22 protein-coding genes are annotated in these 24975 nt (G+C 60.5%); 17 read left to right on the forward strand and 5 right to left on the reverse strand.

From position 1 onward, the window contains the following. Positions 1-46: 46 nt before the first annotated feature. Together ACYZTZ_RS02650 and ACYZTZ_RS02655 are read right to left on the reverse strand one after the other, a co-directional pair. On the reverse strand, positions 47-1504 hold the full coding sequence (locus tag ACYZTZ_RS02650) for a gamma-aminobutyraldehyde dehydrogenase (RefSeq protein WP_462000634.1): 1458 nt from the start codon (positions 1502-1504) through the stop codon (positions 47-49). Positions 1505-1634: 130 nt separating this feature from the next. Continuing rightward, complete coding sequence (locus ACYZTZ_RS02655; protein ID WP_046048338.1) at positions 1635-2549, reverse strand: LysR family transcriptional regulator; 915 nt, start codon at positions 2547-2549, stop codon at positions 1635-1637. Positions 2550-2736: 187 nt separating this feature from the next. Between ACYZTZ_RS02655 and ACYZTZ_RS02660 the strand changes: the two genes are divergently transcribed. The 15 genes from ACYZTZ_RS02660 (at position 2737) to ACYZTZ_RS02730 (ending at position 19051) form a co-directional block, all read left to right on the forward strand. Next, a complete protein-coding gene (locus ACYZTZ_RS02660; RefSeq protein WP_461997135.1) occupies positions 2737-3459 on the forward strand; it encodes a tellurite resistance TerB family protein in 723 nt (240 codons plus the stop codon). A gap of 156 nt (positions 3460-3615) precedes the next feature. Beyond that, positions 3616-5238 carry a methyl-accepting chemotaxis protein gene (locus tag ACYZTZ_RS02665; RefSeq protein WP_461997136.1) on the forward strand — a complete coding sequence of 541 codons (1623 nt, stop codon included), beginning with the start codon at positions 3616-3618 and terminating at the stop codon, positions 5236-5238. Next, positions 5238-5774, forward strand: a complete 537-nt coding sequence (locus ACYZTZ_RS02670; RefSeq protein WP_461997137.1) for a chemotaxis protein CheW — start codon at positions 5238-5240, stop codon at positions 5772-5774. Before ACYZTZ_RS02665 ends, ACYZTZ_RS02670 begins: the two co-directional genes overlap by 1 nt. Next, positions 5771-7045, forward strand: coding sequence for a CheR family methyltransferase (locus ACYZTZ_RS02675; RefSeq protein ID WP_461997138.1), 1275 nt, complete (start codon positions 5771-5773; stop codon positions 7043-7045). Before ACYZTZ_RS02670 ends, ACYZTZ_RS02675 begins: the two co-directional genes overlap by 4 nt. Beyond that, the gene (locus ACYZTZ_RS02680) at positions 7042-7725 is read left to right on the forward strand and encodes a chemotaxis protein CheW (protein WP_046048170.1); all 684 of its coding nucleotides are present in this window, start codon (positions 7042-7044) and stop codon (positions 7723-7725) included. Before ACYZTZ_RS02675 ends, ACYZTZ_RS02680 begins: the two co-directional genes overlap by 4 nt. After that, positions 7722-10007, forward strand: a complete 2286-nt coding sequence (locus ACYZTZ_RS02685; RefSeq protein WP_461997139.1) for a response regulator — start codon at positions 7722-7724, stop codon at positions 10005-10007. The genes ACYZTZ_RS02680 and ACYZTZ_RS02685 overlap by 4 nt, the downstream gene beginning before the upstream one ends. Next, the gene (cheB, locus tag ACYZTZ_RS02690) at positions 10004-11014 is read left to right on the forward strand and encodes a chemotaxis-specific protein-glutamate methyltransferase CheB (RefSeq protein WP_461997140.1); all 1011 of its coding nucleotides are present in this window, start codon (positions 10004-10006) and stop codon (positions 11012-11014) included. Before ACYZTZ_RS02685 ends, cheB begins: the two co-directional genes overlap by 4 nt. 47 nt (positions 11015-11061) lie before the next feature. Beyond that, positions 11062-12063, forward strand: coding sequence for a diguanylate cyclase domain-containing protein (locus ACYZTZ_RS02695; protein WP_461997141.1), 1002 nt, complete (start codon positions 11062-11064; stop codon positions 12061-12063). A gap of 106 nt (positions 12064-12169) precedes the next feature. Continuing rightward, a protein-coding gene (gene prfB / locus ACYZTZ_RS02700) for a peptide chain release factor 2 (RefSeq protein WP_461997142.1) occupies positions 12170-13265 on the forward strand; the annotation gives its coding sequence in 2 pieces (ribosomal slippage) (positions 12170-12241 and positions 12243-13265; 1095 coding nt in all). Between the two features lie 71 nt (positions 13266-13336). Next, complete coding sequence (gene lysS / locus ACYZTZ_RS02705; protein ID WP_056744930.1) at positions 13337-14839, forward strand: lysine--tRNA ligase; 1503 nt, start codon at positions 13337-13339, stop codon at positions 14837-14839. 101 nt (positions 14840-14940) lie between these two features. Next, entirely contained in the window at positions 14941-15657 is a 717-nt protein-coding gene (locus tag ACYZTZ_RS02710; RefSeq protein WP_046048164.1) for a TetR/AcrR family transcriptional regulator, read from the forward strand. A 136-nt stretch (positions 15658-15793) separates the two neighbouring features. Further along, positions 15794-16348 (forward strand): hypothetical protein, encoded by a 555-nt coding sequence (locus ACYZTZ_RS02715; RefSeq protein ID WP_223429745.1) that lies wholly within the window; start codon positions 15794-15796, stop codon positions 16346-16348. Between the two features lie 64 nt (positions 16349-16412). Continuing rightward, positions 16413-17663, forward strand: a complete 1251-nt coding sequence (locus ACYZTZ_RS02720) for a flavohemoglobin expression-modulating QEGLA motif protein (protein ID WP_177338882.1) — start codon at positions 16413-16415, stop codon at positions 17661-17663. Positions 17664-17810: 147 nt separating this feature from the next. Continuing rightward, positions 17811-18725, forward strand: coding sequence for an alpha/beta hydrolase (locus ACYZTZ_RS02725; protein WP_461997143.1), 915 nt, complete (start codon positions 17811-17813; stop codon positions 18723-18725). Then, on the forward strand, positions 18722-19051 hold the full coding sequence (locus ACYZTZ_RS02730) for a hypothetical protein (protein WP_461997144.1): 330 nt from the start codon (positions 18722-18724) through the stop codon (positions 19049-19051). The genes ACYZTZ_RS02725 and ACYZTZ_RS02730 overlap by 4 nt, the downstream gene beginning before the upstream one ends. 129 nt (positions 19052-19180) lie before the next feature. On the opposite strand, the gene ACYZTZ_RS02735 is transcribed toward ACYZTZ_RS02730, so the two are convergent. The 3 genes from ACYZTZ_RS02735 to ACYZTZ_RS02745 all read right to left on the reverse strand — a co-directional run bounded on the left by ACYZTZ_RS02735 (position 19181) and on the right by ACYZTZ_RS02745 (position 21051). Continuing rightward, positions 19181-19969, reverse strand: a complete 789-nt coding sequence (locus ACYZTZ_RS02735) for an OmpA family protein (RefSeq protein ID WP_461997145.1) — start codon at positions 19967-19969, stop codon at positions 19181-19183. A gap of 49 nt (positions 19970-20018) precedes the next feature. After that, positions 20019-20432: a DUF4398 domain-containing protein gene (locus ACYZTZ_RS02740; protein ID WP_008156737.1), complete on the reverse strand. Its 414-nt coding sequence runs from the start codon at positions 20430-20432 to the stop codon at positions 20019-20021. Positions 20433-20706: 274 nt separating this feature from the next. Then, complete coding sequence (locus ACYZTZ_RS02745; protein ID WP_046048158.1) at positions 20707-21051, reverse strand: hypothetical protein; 345 nt, start codon at positions 21049-21051, stop codon at positions 20707-20709. Positions 21052-21545: 494 nt separating this feature from the next. Between ACYZTZ_RS02745 and ACYZTZ_RS02750 the strand changes: the two genes are divergently transcribed. After that, on the forward strand, positions 21546-21854 hold the full coding sequence (locus ACYZTZ_RS02750) for a hypothetical protein (protein ID WP_461997146.1): 309 nt from the start codon (positions 21546-21548) through the stop codon (positions 21852-21854). Positions 21855-22108: 254 nt separating this feature from the next. Further along, positions 22109-24739: a phosphoenolpyruvate carboxylase gene (gene ppc, locus ACYZTZ_RS02755; RefSeq protein ID WP_461997147.1), complete on the forward strand. Its 2631-nt coding sequence runs from the start codon at positions 22109-22111 to the stop codon at positions 24737-24739. Positions 24740-24975: the final 236 nt, after the last annotated feature.

Consider the following 24975-nt stretch of genomic DNA (forward strand, 5'->3'; position numbering starts at 1 on the left):
TTTGAACGTGGTGAAGCATGCCGTTAGCGGCTTGTTATAAGCGTAGTCAGAGATGCTGTCCGTGGCGGGCCATGATGTGCCGCACCACGCTGTAGTCCTGAAGCGAATCGCTGGATAAGTCCTTGCCGTAGCCCGAACGCTTCAGGCCGCCGTGGGGCATTTCGCTGACCAGCATGAAATGGCTGTTGATCCAGGTGCAGCCGTATTGCAAGCGCGCCGCGACCTGCATCGCCTTGTCCAGGTTCTGGGTCCAGACCGAGGAGGCGAGGCCGTATTCCGAGTCGTTGGCCCAGTCCACGGCTTGTTCGAGCTGATCGAAACGGGTCACGGTGACCACCGGCCCGAACACTTCGCGCTGGACGATCTCATCGGTCTGCTTACAACCGGCCAGCAACGTCGGCTGGTAATAGAAGCCGGCACCGGAATGCACCGCCGCGCCGGTCACCCGCTCGATATGCGGCTGGCCGAGGGCACGCTCGACGAAACTGGCTACGCGGTCGCGTTGGCGGGTGCTGATCAGCGGGCCGATCTCGTTGTCGGCGTCACGTTTGCCGGCGAAGCGCAGGCTGCTGACCGCTGCGCCGAGCTCGGCCACCAAACGGTCATGAATCCCGGCCTGTGCATAAATTCGGCAGGCTGCGGTGCAATCCTGGCCGGCGTTGTAATAGCCGTAAGTACGCACGCCTTCGACCACCGCTTGAATGTCGGCATCGTTGCAGACGATCACCGGGGCCTTGCCGCCGAGTTCGAGGTGAGTGCGTTTCAGGGTTTTCGCCGCGGCTTGCAGGATTTTTTGCCCGGTGACGATATCGCCGGTCAGCGACACCATGCGCACTTTAGGATGACTGACCAAGTGGCTGCCGACGCCTTCACCGCCACCGCAAACAATGTTGATCACACCGCGTGGCAAGATCTCGGCCAGCGCTGGCGCCAGGGCCAGAATCGACAGCGGCGTGTGTTCGGATGGCTTGAACACCAGCGTGTTGCCGGCGGCCAGGGCTGGGGCGATTTTCCACGCGGCCATCATGATCGGGTAGTTCCACGGTGCAATCGAGGCGACCACACCAATCGGATCGCGGCGGACCATGCTGGTGTAACCCGGCAGGTATTCGCCGCTGAGCTGGCCGGTCTGGCAACGCACGGCACCGGCGAAGAAGCGGAACACATCGACCGTGGCGCTCAAGTCATCCTGACGCGCCAAGTGCAAGGGCTTGCCGCAGTTCAGGGATTCGAGGCGGGCGAGGAGGTCGGCTTGTTTTTCGATGGCGTTGGCGATGTCCAACAGCGTGTTCGAGCGTTGTTGCGGCGTGGTCCGCGACCAACCGGCAAAGGCTCGGTGAGCGGCGAGAATGGCGGCTTCGACTTGCTCGGTACTGGCTTCGGCGATGTGGATCAGCACTTCCCCGGTGGCCGGGTTGAGGATTGGTTCGACAAACCCCTGGCCCGCGACCAATTCGCCATCGATCAACAACGCGGTGAACAACGGGGTCTGCGCGCCAGCCATTTTTCGGGTTCTCTTTTCTTGTGTGGCCATGCTGCTCCCTGTGACTGGGGCGCGGCCGTCTTATAGATGTACCAAGACTAGGCGCCGCACCCGAGGTCGACAAATACTAAATACTGAAGGTGGCGTTCGATTAAATAGATGGCTTGCGCCCGCCGTGGGGTTGCTCGCGTGCGACGGTCAGGAACGGGTCCACCAGCGCTGGGCGCGCGGTGCCGCGACGCCAGGCCAGGCCGACGTCGAGGGTCTGGCTCAAGTCCGCTATCGGCCGCGCTTCGATGATGTCGCCCTCCAGTGACCACGGGCGATAGGTCATATCGGGCTGGATCGACACGCCCAAACCTGCGGCAACGAGGCTTCGCACGGCTTCGGTCGAGGCCGTTCTTAAGGTGATGCGCGGTTGCAGCGAAGCCGCCGCCCACATGCGTTGCGCATTGCGGTCCATTTCATCGACGTTCAGCTGAATCAACGGTTCGCGGGCCACGTCGGCGAGGTTGATGCTGTCGTGTTCCAGCAGCGGATGCTGGGCCGGCAGCCATAACCGGTGCGGCGAGTGGGTCAGCACTTCGGTCTGCAAGGCGTGGCGGTCTTCGAGGTTGGAGAGGATCAGCACGCCGACATCGATCTCACCGCTGACCAGCAAATGCTCGATGTACGGCCGCTCGTCCTCCATCACCCGGATCTCGACGTTGGGGTAGGCGCGCTGGAAGCGGGTGAGTAGATCGGCGAGGTAGTAACCGGCCACCAGGCTGGTCACGCCGATGATCAACTGACCGGCGACCTGATCGGTGCTCTGTTGCAGGCTGCGTTTGGCGTTGTCCACCGTCGCCAGAATCAGGTGCGCCTGGCGCAGGAATTGGTGGCCCTGGTGGGTCAGCGTCATGCCCTTGGCGTGACGGTTGAACAGGCCGACGCCGATTTCCTGCTCCAGTTGTTGGATGGCCAAGGTGAGGGTCGACTGAGAAATGAACGCGGTTTGTGCGGCGGCGGAGATCGAGCCGGTCTCGGCCACGGCGATGAAGTGACGGATCTGACGCAAGGTCATCATGGAGAAAGTACCCGGTGGGCGGTTTTTATAGATTTGCTTGAGTGTATATCCATTTTTCTGAAGGGCCGTGATCGGCTGAACGGCGCTGCGCAACATCTCGAAGCACTCTCGCCCCCGAATGCCGGGCACTTTCGATCTAGGCTGGTGACCTTATTGATCCGGTTAACCCCTTTTTTGGAGGCGGAAAATGAACACGCGTGGATTGCTCGATCAGCTACTCAAGTCCGGTCAGGACATGTTGCAGAACAAGGCCGGCGGCTCACAAAACAAGGCCTCTGGCGGTGGCTTGGGCGGATTGCTCGGCGGCAGCGGTGGTTCGGGCGGCCTCGGCAGTTTGCTTTCGGGCGCAGGCGGCGGGGCGTTGGCGGCCGGTGCCATGGGTTTGCTGCTGGGCAGCAAGAAAGGGCGCAGTGTCGGCGGCAAGGTCCTGACTTATGGCGGCCTGGCTGCGCTGGGCGTGATTGCCTACAAGGCGTATGGCAACTGGCAGGCTCAGCAGGGCACCGCGCCGAAGACTGAACCGCAAACCATCGACCGCTTACCAGCGGCGCAAGTTGAACAGCACAGTCAGGCGATTCTCAAAGCGTTAGTGGCCGCCGCTAAAGCTGATGGGCATGTCGATGAACGCGAACGTGCGCTGATTGAAGGTGAATTCACCAAGCTCGATAACGACCAGGAATTGCAGCACTGGCTGCACGCCGAACTCAACAAACCGCTGGACCCGGCCGACGTCGCCCGCGCCGCGAGCACGCCGGAAATGGCTGCGGAGATGTACATCGCCAGTGTGATGCTGGTGGATGAGGAGAGCTTCATGGAGAAGTCCTACCTTGATGAACTGGCGCGTCAGCTCAAGCTTGAACCGGGGTTGAAGGCTGAGTTGGAAAAGCAGGTTCGCCAGGCTTCCGTGTAAGTCAGCAGGCCGTCTTCAGTCGCGCTACATGCCCCCCTCAGGGCCAATTCCGGCTGTTTTTGCCGGGGATGAGAAGTGGTGCGCAACCCTTTTTAGATGCAGCCCCGCCCTCGGCTATACTCCGCAGCATTTGAAATACCCTCCCGAGGACTGACTGTGAAGAACTGGACGTTGCGCCAACGCATCTTGGCGAGCTTTGCGGTGATTATCGTCATCATGTCGTTGATGGTGATGCTTACGTATTCACGTTTGATATCAATTGAGTCCAGTGAAAGGGCGATACGCACCGATAGCCTCCCCGGGCTTTACTACAGCTCAATGATTCGCAATGCCTGGGTTGATGATTATGTGCTGACCCAGCAACTGATCGGACTCAGTGGCAATCAAAAAATGACCCAGGCAGTACTGGACCAGTACCAGAGTGCTGAGGATGCTATTGAAAACGCAGTGGCCAACTATCGGAAGACCATCGCTGATAAAGATGAACAGGCCAGTTTCGACGCGTTTTTAAAACTGCACGATAGTTATGACAAGGTGCTCGCTGAGGTTCTCGATGTTTACCAGCACAAAGACATTGAGCAGGCTCGGCGCATGGTCGCCGAGCAACTGACCCCGCCCTGGGCTGCCGCTCGCAAGCAGTTGGATGGGATCATTGAGCAAAAGAAAATGGAGGAAGAAGCAGCCGTTGACTTGATAGTCTCGGCGGTCGAGACGACAAAACTGGTCATGGGCCTCTCGTTACTGATCGCGATCATTGTCGCTGGCTTGTGTGGTCTGTTGTTGATGCGCGTGATCATGGCGCCGATGCAGCGTATCGTGCAGATTCTTGAATTGATGCGTACCGGCGATCTGAGCGGCCGTTTAAATCTGACGCGCAAGGACGAATTCGGCGCCGTGGAAACCGGCTTCAACGACATGATGACCGAGCTGACGTCCCTGGTGTCCCAGGCCCAGCGTTCCTCGGTGCAGGTCACCACCTCGGTGACCGAGATCGCTGCCACCTCCAAGCAACAGCAAGCCACCGCCACCGAAACCGCCGCCACCACCACCGAAATCGGCGCGACGTCCCGTGAGATTGCGGCCACTTCGCGTGATCTGGTGCGCACCATGACCGAAGTCTCCACCGCCGCCGATCAGGCCTCAGTGCTCGCTGGTTCCGGGCAGCAAGGCCTGGCGCGGATGGAAGAGACCATGCACTCGGTGATGGGCGCGGCCGATCTGGTCAACGCCAAACTGGCGATCCTCAATGAGAAGGCCGGCAACATCAACCAGGTGGTGGTGACCATCGTCAAGGTCGCCGACCAGACCAATCTGCTGTCGCTCAACGCGGCGATTGAGGCCGAAAAGGCCGGTGAATACGGCCGCGGTTTTGCCGTGGTCGCCACCGAAGTGCGGCGTCTGGCGGACCAGACCGCCGTTGCCACGTACGACATCGAGCAGATGGTGCGCGAGATCCAGTCGGCGGTGTCGGCTGGGGTGATGGGCATGGACAAGTTCTCTGAAGAAGTGCGTCGTGGTATGTCCGAAGTGCAGCAAATCGGCGAGCAGCTGTCGCAGATCATCCATCAGGTTCAGGCGTTGGCGCCGCGGGTGTTGATGGTCAACGAAGGCATGCAGGCCCAGGCCACGGGCGCGGAGCAGATCAACCACGCGCTGGTGCAGTTGGGCGATGCCAGCAGCCAGACCGTCGAGTCCCTGCGCCAGGCCAGTTTCGCCATCGACGAACTGAGCCAGGTGGCCGTAGGGCTGCGCAGTGGCGTTTCGCGATTCAAAGTCTGATGAGCGAACCCACGGCCAAGCGCACCGCCGTGAAGCCGGCGCTGCAATCATTGTTTCTGGTGTTCCGCATCGGCAACGAGCGCTATGCCTTGCAGGCTATCGAGGTGGCGGAAGTGCTGCCGCGTCTGCCGTTGAAACCGATTCCCCGCGCGCCGGAATGGGTGGCCGGAGTGTTCGCCTATCGTGGCGCGGTGGTGCCAGTGATCGACCTCAGTGCACTGACGTTCGGCCAACCGGCCCAGGCCCGCACCAGCACGCGCTTGGTGCTGGTCAATTACCGTCCGGATGAAACCGCTGAGGCGCAATTGCTCGGGCTGATTCTGGAACAGGCCACCGATACCTTGCGCTGCAACCCGGCGGATTTTCAGCCCTATGGCCTCGATAATCGCCAGGCGCCGTACCTCGGGCCGGTGCGTGAAGATGCCCAGGGTTTGCTGCAATGGGTGCGGGTCGCCGACTTACTCGACGATCAGGTTCGCGCGCTGCTGTTTCCGTCGCAGCCGTTGGACCTGGCGCTGTTTGAGGAGCGGCCATGAGCAGCGATCAGCGGTTTTTCGATTTCCTCAAAGAGCGCATCGGTCTCGACGTGACGTCGGTAGGCCCGGCGATCATCGAGCGTGCGGTGCGCCAGCGCAGCACGGCGTCCAAAGCGCTGACGGCTGATGAGTACTGGCACACCTTGCAGGGTTCGCAGGACGAGCAGCAGGCGCTGATCGAAGCGGTGATTGTCCCCGAGACCTGGTTTTTCCGTTACCCGGAATCCTTCGCCACGTTGGCGAAACTGGCCGCCAAACGCCTGAGCGACATCAACAATATGCGCGCGCTGCGGATTCTCAGCCTGCCGTGTTCCACCGGTGAAGAACCGTATTCCATCGCCATGGCATTGCTCGATGCCGGGCTACAGCCTCACCAGTTCAAGGTCGAAGGCATGGACGTCAGCCCGTTGTCGGTGGAAAAAGCCCGGCGCGCGCTGTACGGCAAGAATTCGTTCCGTGGTCAGGACATCGCCTTTCGCGACCGGCATTTCACCGCTGAAGGCGAGGAGGGCTATCGCCTCAGCGGGCGAGTACTCGAACAAGTGCGTTTGCAGGTCGGCAATCTGCTGGATCCGACGTTGCTGGCCAACGAGCCGCCTTATGACTTTGTGTTTTGCCGCAACCTGCTGATCTATTTCGATCAGCCGACCCAGCAGCAAGTGTTCGAAGTACTCAAGCGTCTGACCCATGTGGATGGCGTGCTGTTTATCGGCCCGGCCGAGGGCAGTTTGCTCGGCCGTTTCGGCATGCGTTCGATCGGCATCCCGCAGTCCTTTGCGTTCAGTCGTCAGAGCGCACCAGAGCCTGCGCCCATTGCGACGTTCGTTCCGACGCCTCTGCCCGTGCGCCAACCGGTGCGCAGCGTGGCGCCGCCGCCCGTTCGCAGCCGGCCCTTCGCAACGGTGGCGCCGCTGCCGGTCGTGACGAAAGTCGCCAACCCGGACACCGCCACACTGCTGGCGAACATCGCCGCGCTGGCCAACGAAGGCCAAAGTGCCGAGGCCCGCGCCGCGTGCGATAGCTATTTGCGAAGTCATGAACCCGTGGCCCAGGTTTTCTACTGGCTGGGCTTGCTCAGCGATGTCGCCGGCAGAGTCCTTGAGGCTCAGGGTTTTTATCGCAAGGCGCTGTACCTCGACCCGCAACATCCCGACGCGTTGATGCACCTGGCGGCGTTGCTGCAATCCTTGGGTGACACGGCAGGCGCCAGACGATTGCAGGACCGCGCCGCCCGCAGTGAGCGCGCCACTGACAGTGAGCGTAACCGATGAACGCCGCCGACACCTTTAGCCTCACCCATGAAGATGCCCAGGCCATCGACGACTGCTGGAACCGCATCGGTATCCACGGCGACAAGTCCTGCCCGCTGCTGAGCGATCACATTCACTGCCGCAATTGCGCGGTGTATTCGGCCGCTGCGACGCGCTTGCTCGACCGCTACGCGTTGCAGCAGGAAGACCGCGGGCAAGTCTCCACGGCGGTCGAGAGCGAGGTGAAAACCCGTTCGCTGCTGATGTTCCGCCTGGGCGAAGAGTGGCTGGCCCTGGCCACTCGCAGTCTGGTGGAAGTCGCGCCGCTGCAAGCGATTCATTCCCTGCCGCACCAACGCTCCCGGGCCTTGCTCGGCGTGGCGAATGTGCGCGGCGCGTTGGTGGCATGCCTGTCGCTGGTGGAACTGCTCGGGCTCGACGGCGCCAGCAGCGTGGCGTCCGGCGCGCGGGTCATGCCGCGCATGCTGATCATCGCCGCCCACGGCGGGCCGGTGGTGGTGCCGGTGGATGAAGTGGACGGGATTCACGCCATCGACGAACGCATCCTCGAGGCAGCGTCCCGCTCTGGCACGCAGGCCAGCGCCAAATACACCCGTGGCGTGTTGCAATTCAAAGGTCGCAGCCTGCGTTGGCTGGATGAAGAACAGCTGCTGTCCGCCGTGACCCGGAGCCTTACATGACCCCCGAGCAAATGCGCGACGCCTCTTTGCTGGAACTGTTCAGTCTGGAAGCCGAGGCCCAGACCTTGGTGCTAAGCGCCGGCCTGCTGGCGCTCGAGCGCGATCCGACCCAGGCCGATTACCTCGAGTCGTGCATGCGCGCGGCCCACTCGCTCAAGGGCGCGGCGCGGATTGTCGGGGTCGATGCCGGGGTCAGCGTCGCCCATGTGATGGAAGATTACTTGGTCAGCGCCCAGGAAGGGCGCCTGTACCTGCGGCCCGAACTCATTGATGCACTGTTGCAAGGCACCGATCTGCTGATGCGGATTGCGACGCCGGGCAACGCTCCGGCGCCTGCGGATATCGAAGCTTATGTCGTCTTGATGGGACGGCTGCTTGATCACATGGCGGCTACCCCCATCGCGCCGCCGATGGCAGAACTTCAGCTGGAACCGCCGACGCCCAAGGTTGAGCCGCCCATGCCGGCCGCCACCGAAGCCCCCCCGGCAGCGCCCGCCGAGCCAGCGCCCAAGACTAAACGCACCACCGAAAACGGCGAGCGGGTGTTGCGGGTCACGGCCGAACGCCTGAACAGCCTGCTAGATCTGTCGAGCAAATCCCTGGTGGAAACCCTGCGGCTCAAACCGCACCTGGCCACCATGCAACGCCTCAAGCGTATGCAGAACAAAGGCCTGCGGGCATTGGAAAACCTCAACGTCCACCTCAAGGAACATGCCTTGAGCCTGGAAGCACAGGAAGCCCTCGATGACGCTCGTCGGCTACTGGCTGAGTCTCAGCAATTGCTGGTGGAAAAGAACGCCGAACTGGATGAGTTCGCCTGGCAGGCCAGTCAGCGGGCGCAAGTGTTGTACGACACCGCGCTGGCCTGCCGCATGCGGCCGTTTGCCGATGTGTTGAGCGGGCAAGTGCGCATGGTCCGCGACCTCGGTCGCGACCTCGGCAAACAGGTACGACTGGAGATCGAGGGCGAGAAAACCCAGGTCGACCGCGACGTATTGGAAAAGCTTGAAGCACCGCTGACCCACCTGCTGCGCAATGCCGTGGATCACGGCATCGAATCCCCGGAGCAACGGCTAATGGCGGGCAAACCCGCTGAAGGCCTGATCCGTTTGCGCGCTTCCCATCAGGCCGGTCTGCTGGTGCTGGAGCTGAGCGATGACGGCAATGGCGTCGATCTGGAAAAGGTCCGCCGCAGCATCATCGAACGCCAATTGTCCCCGGCCGAAACCGCCGCGCAGTTGACTGAAGAAGAGCTGCTGACCTTTCTGTTTCTACCGGGTTTCAGCCTGCGCGACACGGTCACCGAAGTCTCCGGACGCGGCGTCGGACTGGATGCGGTCCAGCACATGGTCCGTCAGGTGCGCGGCGCGGTCGTGCTGGAGCAGGTGGCGGGCGAGGGCAGTCGCTTCCATCTCGAAGTGCCGCTGACCCTGTCGGTGGTGCGCAGTCTGGTGGTGGAAGTCGGTGACGAGGCGTATGCCTTTCCGCTGGCCCACATCGAACGGATGTGCGATCTGGAGCCGGCGGACATCGTCCAGGTCGAAGGCCGTCAGCATTTCTGGCACGAAGGCCGGCATGTCGGGCTGGTCGCGGCCAGTCAGCTGTTGCAGCGTCCGGCGAGCCAGAACAGTCAGCAAACCCTCAAAGTGGTGGTGATTCGTGAGCGCGAGGCGATTTACGGCGTGGCAGTCGAGCGTTTTATCGGCGAGCGGACGTTGGTCGTTTTGCCGCTGGACGAGCGTCTGGGCAAGGTCCAGGACATTTCCGCCGGGGCCTTGCTCGACGATGGTTCGGTGGTGCTGATCGTCGACGTCGAAGACATGCTGCGTTCGGTGGACAAACTGCTCAATACCGGGCGTCTTGAGCGCATTGCCCGTCAAGGCAGCCAAGTGGTTGAAGCCGCTCGAAAACGGATTCTGGTGGTCGACGATTCGCTGACCGTGCGCGAGCTGCAACGCAAGTTGTTACTCAATCGCGGCTACGACGTGGCGGTGGCGGTGGACGGGATGGATGGCTGGAACGCCCTGCGTTCGGAGGATTTCGATCTGTTGATCACCGACATTGATATGCCGCGCATGGATGGCATCGAACTGGTGTCTTTATTGCGTCGGGACAATCGCCTGCAATCCCTTCCGGTGATGGTGGTGTCTTACAAGGATCGTGAAGAGGACCGTCGCCGTGGACTGGACGCTGGAGCCGACTATTATCTAGCCAAAGCCAGTTTTCATGACGACGCTCTGCTTGACGCGGTGGTTGAGCTCATTGGAGGAGCACGTGCATGAGAATAGCGATCGTCAACGACATGCCCATGGCGGTGGAGGCCCTGCGCCGCACCTTGGCATTCGATCCGGCGCACGAGGTGGTCTGGGTCGCCAGTAATGGGGCCGAGGCGGTGCAGCGTTGCGCTGAAAACACGCCGGATCTGATCCTGATGGACCTGATCATGCCCGTGATGGATGGCGTGGAGGCGACCCGGCGGATCATGGCTGAAACGCCGTGCGCGATTGTCATCGTTACGGTCGACCGCGAGCAGAACGTGCACCGGGTGTTTGAGGCCATGGGCCACGGAGCGCTGGATGTGGTCGATACGCCGGCCATCGGTGCCGGCAATGCCCAAGAGGCTGCGGCGCCGTTACTGCGCAAGATCATGAACATCGGTTGGCTGATCGGTGACCGGGGCAATCGGGAGCGAGCCGCCCCGAGTCCGCTGCGCAGTTCGGCTTCGCGCCAGCGCCTGATCGCCATTGGCTCATCGGCAGGTGGACCGGCCGCGCTGGAAGTATTGCTCAAGGGGTTGCCGCGAGATTTTTCGGCCGCCATCGTGCTGGTGCAGCATGTTGACCAGGTGTTCGCCGCCGGTATGGCCGAATGGCTCAGCAGCGCCAGCGGCCTGAATGTGCGCCTGGCCCAGGAAGGCGAGCCTCCACAGGCCGGCGTGGTGCTGCTGGCGGGCACTAACCACCATATTCGCTTGTTGAAAAACGGCACGCTGGCTTACACCGCCGAACCGGTCAACGAGATCTACCGGCCCTCGATCGATGTGTTCTTCGAGAGCGTGGCCAATTACTGGAACGGCGATGCCGTGGGTGTTTTGCTCACCGGCATGGGACGCGATGGCGCACAGGGGCTTAAACTCATGCGCCAACAGGGCTACCTGACCATCGCTCAGGATCAGCACAGCAGTGCGGTGTACGGAATGCCGAAGGCGGCAGCGGCCATCGACGCCGCTGTGGAGATTCGCCCACTGGAAAAGATAGCGCCACGATTGCTGGAGATTTTCCCCAAATGAAGACATTTCACAGCAATCTGGCCCAAGTAGTACTCAGGTGACTGCCCATGAATGAATTACAGCTCGACGACTTCAAAACCGACGAAAACGCCGCCATGGTGTTGTTGGTGGACGATCAGGCAATGATCGGCGAGGCGGTTCGCCGCGGGTTGTCGAACGAAGATAACATCGACTTCCACTTCTGCGCCGACCCGCACCAGGCCATCGCCCAGGCGATCCGCATCAAACCGACGGTGATCCTCCAGGATCTGGTGATGCCCGGTCTTGACGGCTTGAGCCTGGTGCGCGAGTACCGCAACCATCCGGCGACCAAGGACATCCCGATCATTGTCCTGTCGACCAAGGAAGACCCGCTGATCAAGAGCGCGGCGTTTGCGGCCGGGGCCAATGATTACCTGGTCAAGTTGCCGGACAACATCGAACTGGTGGCGCGCATCCGCTATCACTCGCGCTCCTACATGACGTTGCTGCAGCGTGACGCCGCTTACCGCGCGCTGCGGGTCAGTCAGCAGCAGTTGCTCGACACCAACCTGGTACTGCAACGCTTGATGAACTCAGACGGCCTGACCGGGCTGTCGAACCGCCGGCATTTCGACGAGTACCTGGAACTTGAGTGGCGCCGTTCGCTGCGTGACCAGAGTCAACTGTCGCTGCTGATGATCGATGTTGACTACTTCAAGTCCTACAACGACAGCTTCGGCCACCTTGAAGGCGATGAAGCCCTGCGCAAAGTGGCCACGGCGATTCGTGATGCCAGCGCCCGTCCTTCGGACCTGCCGGCCCGTTACGGCGGCGAAGAATTCGTCCTGGTGCTGCCCAATACTTCGCCGGGTGGCGCGCGACTGGTCGCGGAAAAACTTCGCCAGACCGTAGCTTCGCTAAAGATTCCGCATGTTTTTCCGGTCGAAGGTTCGAGCCTGACCATCAGCATCGGCCTGTCGACCATGACCCCGCAACCGGGCGGCGATTGCCGTCAATTGATCTCGGCGGCGGACAAGGGTCTGTATCTGGCGAAGAACAATGGGCGTAATCAGGTGGGGATTGAGTGAACCATCAGGTTCATTCACCGCTAAAGCCGCCAGGCGGGCTGCCGTGACAGCCTGATTACGTTATACTCGCCGGCTTTCAAAAGTTCGCCAACGAGTGCTGCCCGCCATGGAAATCAACCCGATCCTTAACAGTATCAAGGACCTGTCCGAGCGCTCCGAAACTATTCGGGGGTATCTTTGACTACGATCAAAAGCATGAGCGTCTGACTGAAGTCAATCGCGAGCTTGAAGATCCGTCTGTCTGGAACAACCCGACGTACGCTCAGGAGCTGGGCCGCGAGCGGTCCCTGCTGGCTCAGATCGTCGAAACCCTCGACGAAATGCACACAGGCCTGGCCGACGCCAAAGACCTGCTGCTGATGTCCGCCGAAGAAGAAGACCAGGCCGCCGTCGATGACGTCGCTGCCGAAGTCGAGCGTCTGCGCGAGTCCCTGGAAAAACTCGAATTCCGTCGCATGTTCAGCGGTGAAATGGACGCCAATAACGCCTACCTGGACATCCAGGCCGGCTCCGGCGGTACCGAGGCTCAGGACTGGGCCAACATCCTGCTGCGCATGTACCTGCGCTGGGCCGACAAACGCGGTTTCGATGCGACCATCATGGAGCTGTCGGCCGGTGAAGTTGCCGGGATCAAGGGCGCGACCGTGCACATCAAGGGCGAATACGCCTTTGGCTGGTTGCGTACCGAGATCGGCGTACACCGTCTGGTGCGCAAGAGTCCGTACGACTCCGGTAACCGTCGCCACACCTCGTTCTCGGCCGTGTTCGTGTCGCCGGAAATCGATGACAACATCGAAATCGACATCAACCCGTCGGACCTGCGCATCGACACCTACCGCTCCTCCGGTGCCGGTGGTCAGCACGTAAACACCACCGACTCGGCCGTGCGTATTACGCACGTACCGAGCAACACCGTGGTCAGCTGCCAGAACGAACGCTCCCAGCACGCGAACAAAGACACCGCGATGAAAATGTTGCGGGCGCGCTTGTACGAGCAGGAAGTGCAGAAACGCAACGCCGCCTCCCAGGCCCTGGAAGACACCAAGTCGGACATCGGCTGGGGTCACCAGATTCGCTCTTACGTGCTCGACCAGTCGCGAATCAAGGATTTGCGTACTAACGTCGAACGCAGTGACTGCGACAAGGTGCTCGACGGCGACATCGACGAATACCTGGTGGCCAGCCTGAAGCAAGGCCTGTAAACCGCCAGTCAAGACCTTAAGTCCCCTGCCACCGGTGGGGGCAACGAACCTGTGATGGAATTTTTAAAGACATGAGCGACCTAGAACTCGACCCGCAAGCCCTGCAACAGGAAGAAAACTCCCTGATCGCCCTGCGCAAGGAAAAGCTGGCTGCCGAGCGCGCCAAGGGCAATGCCTTCCCGAACGACTTCCGCCGCGACAACTACTGCGAAGACTTGCAGAAACAGTACGCGGACAAGACCAAGGAAGAGCTGGCAGAAGCTGCAATCCCGGTCAAGGTTGCCGGTCGTCTCATGCTCAACCGTGGCTCGTTCATGGTGATCCAGGACATGTCCGGGCGCATCCAGGTTTACGTCAACCGTAAAACCCTGTCCGAAGAAACCCTGGCCGCGGTGAAAACCTGGGACCTGGGCGACATCATCGCCGCCGAAGGCACCCTGGCGCGTTCCGGCAAGGGCGACCTGTACGTCGAAATGACCAGCGTGCGTCTGCTGACCAAATCCCTGCGCCCGCTGCCGGACAAGCACCACGGCCTGACCGACACCGAATCCCGTTATCGTCAGCGTTACGTTGACCTGATCGTCAACGACGATGTGCGCCAGACTTTCCGCGTTCGTTCGCAAGTCATCGCGCACATCCGCAGCTTCCTGATGAAGCGAGACTTCCTGGAAGTCGAAACACCGATGCTGCAAACCATTCCTGGCGGTGCAGCGGCCAAGCCGTTCGAAACACACCACAACGCCCTGGACATGGACATGTACCTGCGCATCGCGCCGGAGCTGTACCTCAAGCGTCTGGTGGTCGGTGGTTTTGAAAAGGTGTTCGAGATCAACCGCAACTTCCGTAACGAAGGCGTTTCGACTCGTCACAACCCTGAATTCACCATGTTGGAGTTCTACCAGGCTTACGCCGACTACGAAGACAACATGGACCTGACCGAAGAACTGTTCCGCGAGCTGGCACAGCTGGTTCTGGGCAGCACCGACGTGCCTTATGGCGACAAAGTGTTCCACTTCGGCGAACCGTTCGTGCGTCTGTCGGTGTTCGACTCGATTCTCAAGTACAACCCTGAGCTGACCGCTGACGACCTGACTGACATCGACAAGGCCCGCGCCATCGCCAAGAAGGCCGGCGCCAAGGTGCTGGGCTTCGAAGGTCTGGGCAAACTGCAGGTGATGATTTTCGAAGAGCTGGTTGAGCACAAGCTGGAGCAGCCGCACTTCATCACTCAATACCCGTTCGAAGTGTCGCCGCTGGCTCGTCGTAACGACGACAACCCGAACGTCACCGACCGTTTTGAACTGTTCATCGGTGGCCGCGAAATCGCCAACGCCTATTCCGAGTTGAACGACGCGGAAGACCAGGCCGAGCGCTTCATGGCTCAGGTGGCCGACAAGGACGCCGGTGACGATGAAGCCATGCACTACGACGCCGACTTCGTTCGTGCGCTGGAGTACGGCATGCCGCCAACGGCCGGTGAAGGTATCGGCATCGACCGTCTGGTAATGCTGCTGACCAACTCCCCGTCGATCCGCGACGTGATCCTGTTCCCGCACATGCGGCCACAAGCGTAAGTGTTTCAATAAAAAAGCCGCCTAAAACAGGCGGCTTTTTATTGCCTGTCTGGTACAAACGTATCAATTGGTTACTTTTGAAGTAGAGAGGAATACCTGTCGTGAACCGTGCAATTGCTCAAGAGGGTGCAGCGGACGTCGCCACTGCGGTCGCTGAAAGTGTTCAGTACCAGGGTCGCAAGGCAAGCCGACAGGGCAGTGAACAGCGTCGACAGGATATTCTCGATGCGGCGATGCGCATTGTCGTGCGCGATGGCGTGCGGGCTGTGCGCCACCGCGCGGTGGCCGCTGAGGCCGGTGTGCCGCTGTCGGCCACCACTTACTATTTCAAGGATATCGATGACTTGCTCACCGATACCTTTGCCCAATACGTGGAACGCAGCGCGGCGTTCATGGCCAAGCTGTGGGCCAGCAACGAAGGCCTGCTGCGCGAAATGGTGGCTTATGGCGATGGCAGCCCCGAGTCGCGCTCCCAGCTGGCTGACGATATCGCACGCCTGACCGCCGATTACGTGCAGCGCCAATTGCACAACCGTCGCGAACACTTGATGGCCGAGCAGGCGTTCCGTCAGGAGGCGCTGTTGAACCCGCGTCTGGCGGAGTTGGTGCGCTCGCATCAGCAAATTCTTCTGCAAGGCACCTGCCATTTTTTCGAGGTATTGGGTTCCCGCGAGCCACAACAGGATGCCAAAGTGTTGACGGCGATTATCGGACGGATGGAATATCAGGGCCTGCTCAACGACGCCGAGCCTGTCGCCGAAGCCGAAATGCTCGGCATCCTGACCCGCTACATGCATTTGGTATTGGCGTCGGTGTAATCCGGTCCCCAGTAGGAGCTGCCGAAGGCTGCGATCTTTTGATCTTGATCTTCTTGATACCGCAGCGAAGCAAGATCAAAAGATCGCAGCCTTCGGCAGCTCCTACAGGTCCGCGTGTATTCAAAGGGAGTGTTGAATGAAAGCCTGGCGTGTCGTTGTGATCGCCTTGTCGTTCCTGCTGCTCAGCGGCTGTCTGGTGACCTTCAAGGAGCCGCTGCCCTCGAGCGAGCCCGCGCCTAAAGGGTTGCTCGGCAAATGGACCAGCACCAACGCCTGGGGCGAGCCGCTGAATCTGGAACTGACGCGCCTCGGCGACAATCACTATCAGGCCGTCAGCTACTTCAAGGCTAAACCCAAGGAGCGCGAAGCCTATCCCTTCACGGTGACCCGCCATGGCAGTCGCTGGTACCTGTCGGCCAAGGTGCCGGCGCAATTCGGTGGGCATTTCACTCTCTTGGGTTTTGAACTCACCGATAAGCATGAGCTGGTGGTCTATAACCTCGACCTCGAGCAGATCAACCAGGCCCTGAGGCAAAAAGTCCTCAGCGGCGAAGGCTTCCAGACCGACGACGGCGACGGCGTGTTGATCAACAACAATCTGGACCAGGTTTTCGCCTACCTCGACGATCCGGCCAATTCCGATGTGTTCGTCGAGGCCGTGCGCTATCAGCGCCTGGCCAAAGCCAAATAAACCCAGCACGTAAACGGTTTTTCTACAGGAGTTTCGGGTGGACGATTACCAGCAGACGATACGCATGTTGTCCGATCGCATTGTGCTGGCGCAGACGCCGATTCGCGTCCTCGATGCGGTGAAGTGGGACGACAACATCCGCAAGGGTTTCCTCAAGGCCAAGGGCAAGGAAATGCCGGCGGTGGACCGTGATTACTACCTGAACCGGCCGCTGGCGTTCGACTCCAGCAAGGTGAAGCTGGAATTCCAGAACATCGAACGCGACATCACCCGTCAGCTCGGACAGTTCAACCCGGTTGGTCAGATCATGCGCCGCATGTGCAAGGAATACCGGATGGTGGTGCGCATGCTCGAAGCGCGCGGCACCGAGGATTTCGGGCTGATTTCACAGGAGCTTTACGGTGCCGCTTCCGACGCGTTCCACGCCGGCGATCCGACCCTTTCCGACCTGGGCCTGATGCTCTCGGATTACCTGAACAATATCGATGGCCGTGGCGACCTGAAGGACGAACCGAAAATCCTCACCGCCAAGGAAGCCGTCCACCTGCTGCAAACCCGCTTGAACAAGGTATTCGGCGAGGCCGAGGAAACCATTCGCGTATTCGAGTCCGACGGGATCGTCGCCGATGCCGCGGCTGGCGCCGACTACATCAAGATCCGCGCCGACGCGATGTTCAACGACCGTGACGTGCGCGCTCTGGAAGTCCACGAAGGGCTGGTGCATGTGGGGACCACGCTCAATGGCCTGAACCAGCCGATCTGCACCTTCCTCTCCAAAGGCCCGCCGTCGTCGACGGTGACTCAGGAAGGTCTGGCGATCCTGATGGAAATCATCACCTTCGCCTCGTACCCGAGCCGCCTGCGCAAACTGACCAACCGCACCCGCGCCATTCACATGGTGGAAGAGGGCGCGGACTTCCTGCAGATCTTCGAGTTCTTCCGCGAGCAAGGTTTTGAAATGGCGGAAAGCTACGGCAACGCCAGTCGGGTTTTCCGTGGCTCGGTGCCGACAGGTCTGCCATTCACCAAAGACTTGTCCTACCTCAAGGGCTTTATCATGGTTTACAACTACATTCAGTTGGCCGTGCGTAAAGGCAAGCTTGAGCAGATACCGCTGCTGTTTTGCGGCAAGACCACGCTGGAAGACATGCGCACCTTGCGCCAGTTGGTGGATGAAGGACTGGTGGTGCCACCGAAGTATTTGCCGGATCAGTTCCGTGATCTGAACGCGCTGTCGGCGTGGATGTGCTTCTCCAACTTCCTCAATCACCTGAGCCTGGACCGGATCGAAGCGGATTACTCCAATATCCTCTAAGGAGTACACGGTCAAAATGTGGGAGCGGGCTTGCTCGCGAATGCGGTCTAACATTCAACATCTCTGTTGTCTGACACACTGCTTTCGCGAGCAAGCCCGCTCCCACAGGTACTGTGTTCCAACTCCATTTTTGCGAGGTTTCAACGGATGAGAATCCTCGGCTTCTTCTGCCTTCTCCTGACCTTGAGCGGCTGCAGCTCGCTGCTGTTCTACCCCGAGCCAGGCCAGTTATTCACCCCTGAAAAAGCGCATCTTGAATACCGCGACATCACCCTGACCACCGCCGATGGCCTCAAGCTGCACGGCTGGTGGTTGCCGGCCAAAAAAGGTGTCGAAGTCAAAGGCACGGTGCTGCATTTGCACGGCAACGGCGGCAACCTGCCCATGCACCTTGGGGGGAGCTGGTGGTTACCGAAAGAAGGGTATCAAGTGCTGCTGCTGGACTATCGCGGTTATGGATTGTCCGAGGGTGAACCGACGCTGCCAGAGATTTATCAGGACATCGACGCCGCGTTCAAATGGCTCGACCAAGCGCCGGAGGTCAAGGGCAAGCCGCTGATCCTGCTCGGCCAAAGCCTCGGCGGTTCGATGGCCGTGCATTACCTGGTTCAGCACCCCGAACGCCAGAAACAACTCAAGGCCTTCGTCCTCGACGGCGTGCCCGCCAGCTATCGCAGCATCGGTCAATTTGCCCTGAGCCAATCCTGGCTGACCTGGCTGTTTCAGGTGCCGCTGTCCTGGCTGGTGCCGGACGGCGACAGCGCGATCCACTCCATGGCGCAGCTCAATGGCGTGCCGAAACTGATCTACCACAGCATCGACGATCCGATCGTGCCCCTTTCCAACGGCATCCGTCTGTATCAAGCTGCGCCGCCGCCGCGGGTGCTGCAACTGACCCGTGGCGGTCATGTGCAGACGTTCGCCGACCCGGTCTGGCGCAAAGTCATGCTGCGTTTTCTCGATGACCCGCAGCATTTCAACGGCCTGCGCCGCCTGGGCGAAGTCCCGAATTACCCGGCGCCGAAAAATTCTGAAGATGAACCACCAGAGAGTCCGCAATGAGTGAAGAACGTAACGCCATCCCGCTGATCATCACCGGTATCTGCACCATCCTCGGCACCGTCGGGGCCTTGTGGTTCTACGGCTACCTGCACTTCGCCAAACCCGAAGATGCGCTGCTGCTCAGCGACTTCACCATGCTCAAGACTGTGCCGGGCGAAGACTACAAAGTCTCCCTGGAGCCGGCCGCGCAAGTCGCGCAGTGCATCGATGGCGTGCTGGTGATGTTCGACACCGAACAGAAAGGCCTGAGCGGCGTGTTGGTCAACAACAAGAAAAAAGCCGTGCGTTGCGTGGGCGAGGAAACCCCGCAGAAGCTGCAACCGTAGCGCGCCCGACAAACTCGCGTGCTTCTGTAGGAGCTGTCGAGTGAAACGAGGCTGCGATCTTTTGATCTTAAAAACAAAAGCCCCGCCTGATCGATTCAGGGGGGGCTTTTGTTTTTCAGCAGACGAAGCTTAGTTCGAGCTGACTGCCGAACGCGGGATCACCGGCTGGTTGTCGTTGGAAATGGTCACTTCCACCCGACGGTTCATCGCACGGCCCGACACGCTGGAGTTCTCCGCGACCGGGTATTCCTTGCCATAACCCTGCGCCACGATACGCACTGGATCAACGCCCATTTTCACCAGCGCCGTGCGCACGGAGCCGGCACGACGCTCGGACAGCGACTGGTTGTGGTTTGCGGTGCCCGTGCTGTCGGTGTAGCCCTCGACGATCACTTTGCGATCAGGGTTTTCCGAGAGGAACTGGGCCAGTTTGTTGATGTTCACCAGACCGCTGGACTTCAGGTCGGCCTTGTTGGTGGCAAACAACACATCACCGAACGTCACCAAGGTTCCGCGATCGGTCTGCTTGGCATTCAGGCTGTCCTGCAATTGCTTGATCTGTGCGTCGCGGGCATCCAGACGAGCCTGGGCACGCTGCGCGGAAGCATTTTTCAGATTGGCTTCGGCGTTGCGCAGGGCGATGGTCTGCTTCGCCACTTCAACACGTTGATTGGTCAGGTAAGCCAGTTGGTCGACCTTGGCCTGGTCTTCTTTGTCCTGATAAGCCTTGTCGGCCTTGTCCAGGTAATCGCTGGCTTCTTTGGTTTCCAGCGCCGCGACTTTGCTGGCTTGCGGGTTGGTTTGCAGGCCGGTGTAGTTGCTACGGGCCTGTTCCAGGTTCGCGTTCGGCGGCGTGGAGCAGGCGGCCAGTGCAACGCTTGCGGCCAGCAGGGCAGGGATCATCAATTGTGTACGCATGGTGGTTTCGTCCTTTTAGTTGAGTAAGAAGTGCGTCGTGTCGCGCCGCTTACTGCACGGTGCGCTGACTTTCCTGACGCAGTTCTTGAACACCTTTCTGAGAGTCCTTCACAGCCTGTTCAGCTTTGATCGCCTGGGCTTTGCGTTCAGCCACGCGAGCGTCCCACTCGGCCTGTTCGGCCAGCACTTTGGCTTCGTCATACTTTTTGTCGTGCATGGCGATTTCGGCTTGTTTGAGCTTGTCCTGGGCGGATTTCATTTCCACCGCCGCAAACTCGGTACCGCCAGCACTGACGGCGCTGTTGACCGCCGATTCCGTCACGGCGAATTGCTCGCTTGGCGGGTTACCGGCACAACCGGCCAGAACGAGGCTGCTGCCGATGGCCAGTGCAGCCAGTTTCAGGCTACGCAGAGGGGGGAACGAGGATTTGGCAGTTCGGGTCTTCATGGTCTTCAACTCCATTGGAAAAACTCCTGAAAAACTTAAAATCCATCCTGGGCAAGGAGCCGCAACCTTCAATTTCCGGGGGTGTTTTAAAACGGCCGTCCCAGGCGTGGTTAATGGGTGTGACCCGAGGCGTTTTTCGAAAGTTCAGAGAATATGGCCCATTGCCCGAAAAAACTTTGACCGAACGGACAAGGCTCTAAACCTGGAATCCTTACCGCAAGCAGCCGTATTCCCGGCCCTGCTGGGGGCCAGGAATATGCATTTTTGGAGGGGGAGAGAAGTGCAGTAATCAGTGTTTCTGTTTGTCGTCAACGGCCGACAAATCGTGCAAATGACGACGGGACAAGGCGAGAAAACGCGGAGTCGGACCGACGTCTTCGTACAGCGGATCACCTTCTTCGTCGGTGGCCACGACGGTCGAGCCCTTTACGTACGGGAAGCTTTTTTCGAGCTCTTCCAGGGCGGCGCCGATCAGCTCGCCGAGCAGTTCTTCGGGCTGCCGTTTGGGGTACATTTCGATAATGGCCGCCAGCCGTGCGGCGGCCTCTACATCCAGATGAATCGAGTATCCGGTGTCGGTCAGGCGACCCTTGGCGTTTTCTTCCCAGTGATGGGCAAGCTCGCGGATTTTCATAGTGACCTCAATGCGCACCTGCTCGTGGCAGGCAGTGTCAGTGTCCGGCAAACGCCGGCGACAGCCGTTGTAAGGCTTACTCTTCAGACTAGCTTTAACGCCCAAGGTTTAAAGTCCCTTCGTCGTCTTATGGCGCGGGGGTTCATTGGGGGGATTGGGTGTATATCCGTTTTTGCGGTGATGGCGGCTATTGGTTTCGCTTTTACAGCGAGTCACTTTCGAAAAGCGCGAAAGTAACCAAAGCGCTCCTGCCCCTGTCGTTCGGTGCCTCGCCTAGGCTCGGCATGCCCTCGCTCCGGTCCTGCTCCGTGGGCCCGCCGCCATCGGCCATCCATGGCCGGGGGCGGCTAACCCGGCATCCATGCCGGGTTGCCCACTGCGCAGAACCTCCACTCGGCCTCTCGATGGGGCGGTGCATCAAGATCAAAAGCTGCAGGCGAGCTAACGCTCGGCCTATTGAGTGGTGAGGAGCGAAAGCTGTACGCCGATCCATTGTGGGAGCGAGCCTGCTCGCGAAGCTGTTGATCTTGCCGTTGCCGTTGCCGTTGCCGTTGCCGTTGCCGTTGCCGTTGCCGTTGCCGTTGCCGTTGCCGTTGCCGTTGCCGTTGCCGTTGCCGTTGCCGTTGCCGTTGCCGTTGCTTTGGCTTTTGATTTTGATCTGTTGCCCCTTTCCCAGAGGCCGAACGCAGGCGTTGCGCAGGGGGCACCGCGGCAAGGATGCCGCGGTAGCCGCCCCCGGCCATGGATGGCCGATGGCGGCGGGCCCCCGGAGCAATGCCGGAGTGAGGGCATGCCGAGCCTAGGCGAGGCACCGAATGGAGGGGCAAAGCCTTTTGCTTACTTTTCGGCGTTTGGAAAAGTGAGTCGCTGTAAGAGCGAAACCGTAATCAGCCATAACCGCAGAAACGGATATGTACCCACCACCCCCAACCCCAAAACTTTCTCGGGCGAACAGCATTCCCATCGTCGTCCGCTTGTAAGAACCGCTTTACAGCGGCACTCTCTAACCCAAGAGCATGGACACCAAGTCACCCGGATTTTCGCTGGAGAACTGCTGATGACCGATATTGATGCACGCTTGCGCGAGGACGTTCACCTGTTGGGTGAGCTGCTGGGCAACACCATTCGTGAACAGTACGGGGACGGTTTTCTCGACAAGATCGAGCAAATCCGCAAAGGCGCCAAGGCCGACCGTCGCGGTTCAATGGACGCTGAACTGAGTGCCAGCCTCAACCAATTGAGCGAAGAAGAGTTGCTGCCGGTGGCGCGGGCGTTCAACCAGTTTCTCAACCTGGCCAATATCGCCGAGCAATATCAGCTGATTCACCGTCGCGAAGAGTCACAGCCTGCGCCGTTCGAAGCGCGGGTACTGCCGGAACTGCTCGCCCGCCTGAGTGCTGAAGGTCATGGCGCCGAATCCCTGGCCCGGCAACTGGGGCGGCTGGAGATCGAACTGGTCCTCACCGCGCACCCGACCGAGGTGGCGCGTCGCACGCTGATCCAGAAGTACGACGCCATTGCCGCGCAATTGGCCGCCCAGGACCATCGCGACCTGACCACTGCCGAACGCGAGCAGATCCACACGAAGTTGCAGCGCCTGATCGCCGAAGCCTGGCACACCGAAGAAATCCGCCGCACCCGCCCAACCCCCGTGGATGAAGCCAAGTGGGGCTTCGCGGTGATCGAGCATTCGCTGTGGCAGGCGATCCCCAACTATTTGCGCAAGGCTGATAAAGCCCTGCATGACGCCACTGGCCTGCACCTCCCGCTGGAGGCCGCGCCGATTCGCTTTGCCTCGTGGATGGGCGGTGACCGCGATGGCAACCCCAACGTGACCGCTGCCGTGACCCGTGAAGTCTTGCTGCTGGCGCGGTGGATGGCCGCGGACTTGTACCTGCGCGATGTCGATCACCTGGCGGCCGAGTTGTCAATGCAACAGGCCAGCGACGACTTGAGGGCCAAGGCCGGGGACAGCGCCGAACCTTACCGTGCGGTGCTTAAACAGCTGCGTGAACGCCTGCGTGCGACGCGTAACTGGGCTCACGCCTCCTTGACGAAGACCACGCCGGCACCCGCCGATGTGTTGCAAAACAACCGCGAACTGCTGGATCCGCTGGAGCTGTGCTACCACTCGCTGCATGAGTGCGGCATGGGCGTGATCGCTGATGGGCCGCTGCTCGATTGCCTGCGCCGGGCGGTGACGTTCGGGCTGTTCCTGGTGCGGCTCGATGTGCGTCAGGACTCGTCGCGGCATACCGCGGCCATGACTGAAGTCACTGACTACCTCGGCCTCGGTCGTTACGAAGACTGGAGCGAGGACGAGCGCATCACTTTCCTGATGCGCGAGCTGAACAACCGCCGGCCGTTACTGCCAGCGTACTTCAAGCCATCGGCGGACACTGCTGAAGTGTTGGCGACCTGCCGGGAGATCGCTGCCGCACCGGGCGCATCGCTCGGTTCTTATGTGATCTCCATGGCCGGCGCCGCTTCCGACGTGCTGGCCGTGCAACTTCTGCTCAAAGAGTCAGGCGTGTTGCGGCCGATGCGCGTGGTGCCGCTGTTTGAAACCCTTGCCGACCTCGACAACGCGGGCCCGGTGATTGAAAAACTGTTGCTGCTGCCCGGTTATCGCTCGCGCCTGCAAGGGCCGCAGGAAGTGATGATCGGCTACTCCGACTCGGCCAAGGACGCCGGCACGACGGCAGCGGCCTGGGCGCAGTATCGGGCGCAGGAGCGCTTGGTCGATATCTGCCGCGAGCAGCAAGTGGAACTGCTGTTGTTTCACGGTCGCGGTGGCACCGTGGGGCGCGGCGGCGGTCCGGCGCACGCGGCGATTCTGTCGCAGCCGCCGGGTTCGGTGGCGGGGCGTTTCCGTACCACCGAGCAGGGGGAAATGATTCGTTTCAAATTCGGCCTGCCGGACATCGCCGAACAAAACCTCAATCTGTACCTGGCAGCGGTACTGGAAGCGACCTTGCTGCCGCCGCCTCCACCAGAGCCCGCCTGGCGCAATCTGATGGACGAATTGGCCGCCGACGGTGTCAGCGCTTATCGCGCCGTGGTGCGGGAAAACCCGCAGTTCGTTGAATATTTCCGCCAGTCCACGCCAGAGCAGGAACTGGGACGCTTGCCGCTGGGCAGTCGCCCGGCCAAGCGCCGCGCCGGCGGGATTGAAAGCCTGCGGGCGATCCCGTGGATCTTCGGCTGGACCCAGACGCGTCTGATGTTGCCGGCGTGGCTAGGCTGGGAAGCGGCGCTGAGCAAGGCGCTGGAGCGCGGCGAAGGTGAGCTGCTGGGGCAGATGCGCGAGCAGTGGCCGTTCTTCCGCACGCGCATCGATATGCTGGAAATGGTGTTGGCCAAGGCCGATGCCGATATCGCCCGGTCCTACGATGAGCGCTTGGTCGAGCCGGATCTGCTCCCTTTGGGGGCGCATTTACGCGACCTATTGTCGCAGGCCTGCTCGGTGGTCCTTGGGTTGACCGGTCAGTCGCAGCTACTGGCACATAGCCCAGCCACGCTTGAATTCATCCGCTTGCGCAACACTTACCTCGACCCTCTTCATCTATTGCAGGCTGAGTTGTTGGCGCGTTCGCGGCAACAGGAAGTGGCACAGGGCAGCCCGGTAGAACAGGCGCTGCTGGTGTCTGTGGCGGGGATTGCCGCCGGTTTGCGTAATACCGGCTAAGGTTTTCGTCGTGGGGCAAGGCACTCGACGCGAGCGTCGGGTGCCTGTGGGCGAGGGCTTGGAAAGTGCTGCCAGGCGACAGTTAGTGATGGGGTTGCGACTAGGGTTACCCCGACGAAAGGCCACATCAGGCATGGGTTTCTCCGACTTTCGGCGGCTTGTGTGCGTAGGATCTGCTGTGTATCTTGATCAGCCTTTGACCGTTTGGGCGGTCACGACCCTTATTTTGAGATTGG

It is taken from the genome of Pseudomonas sp. LB3P58 (assembly GCF_054897895.1).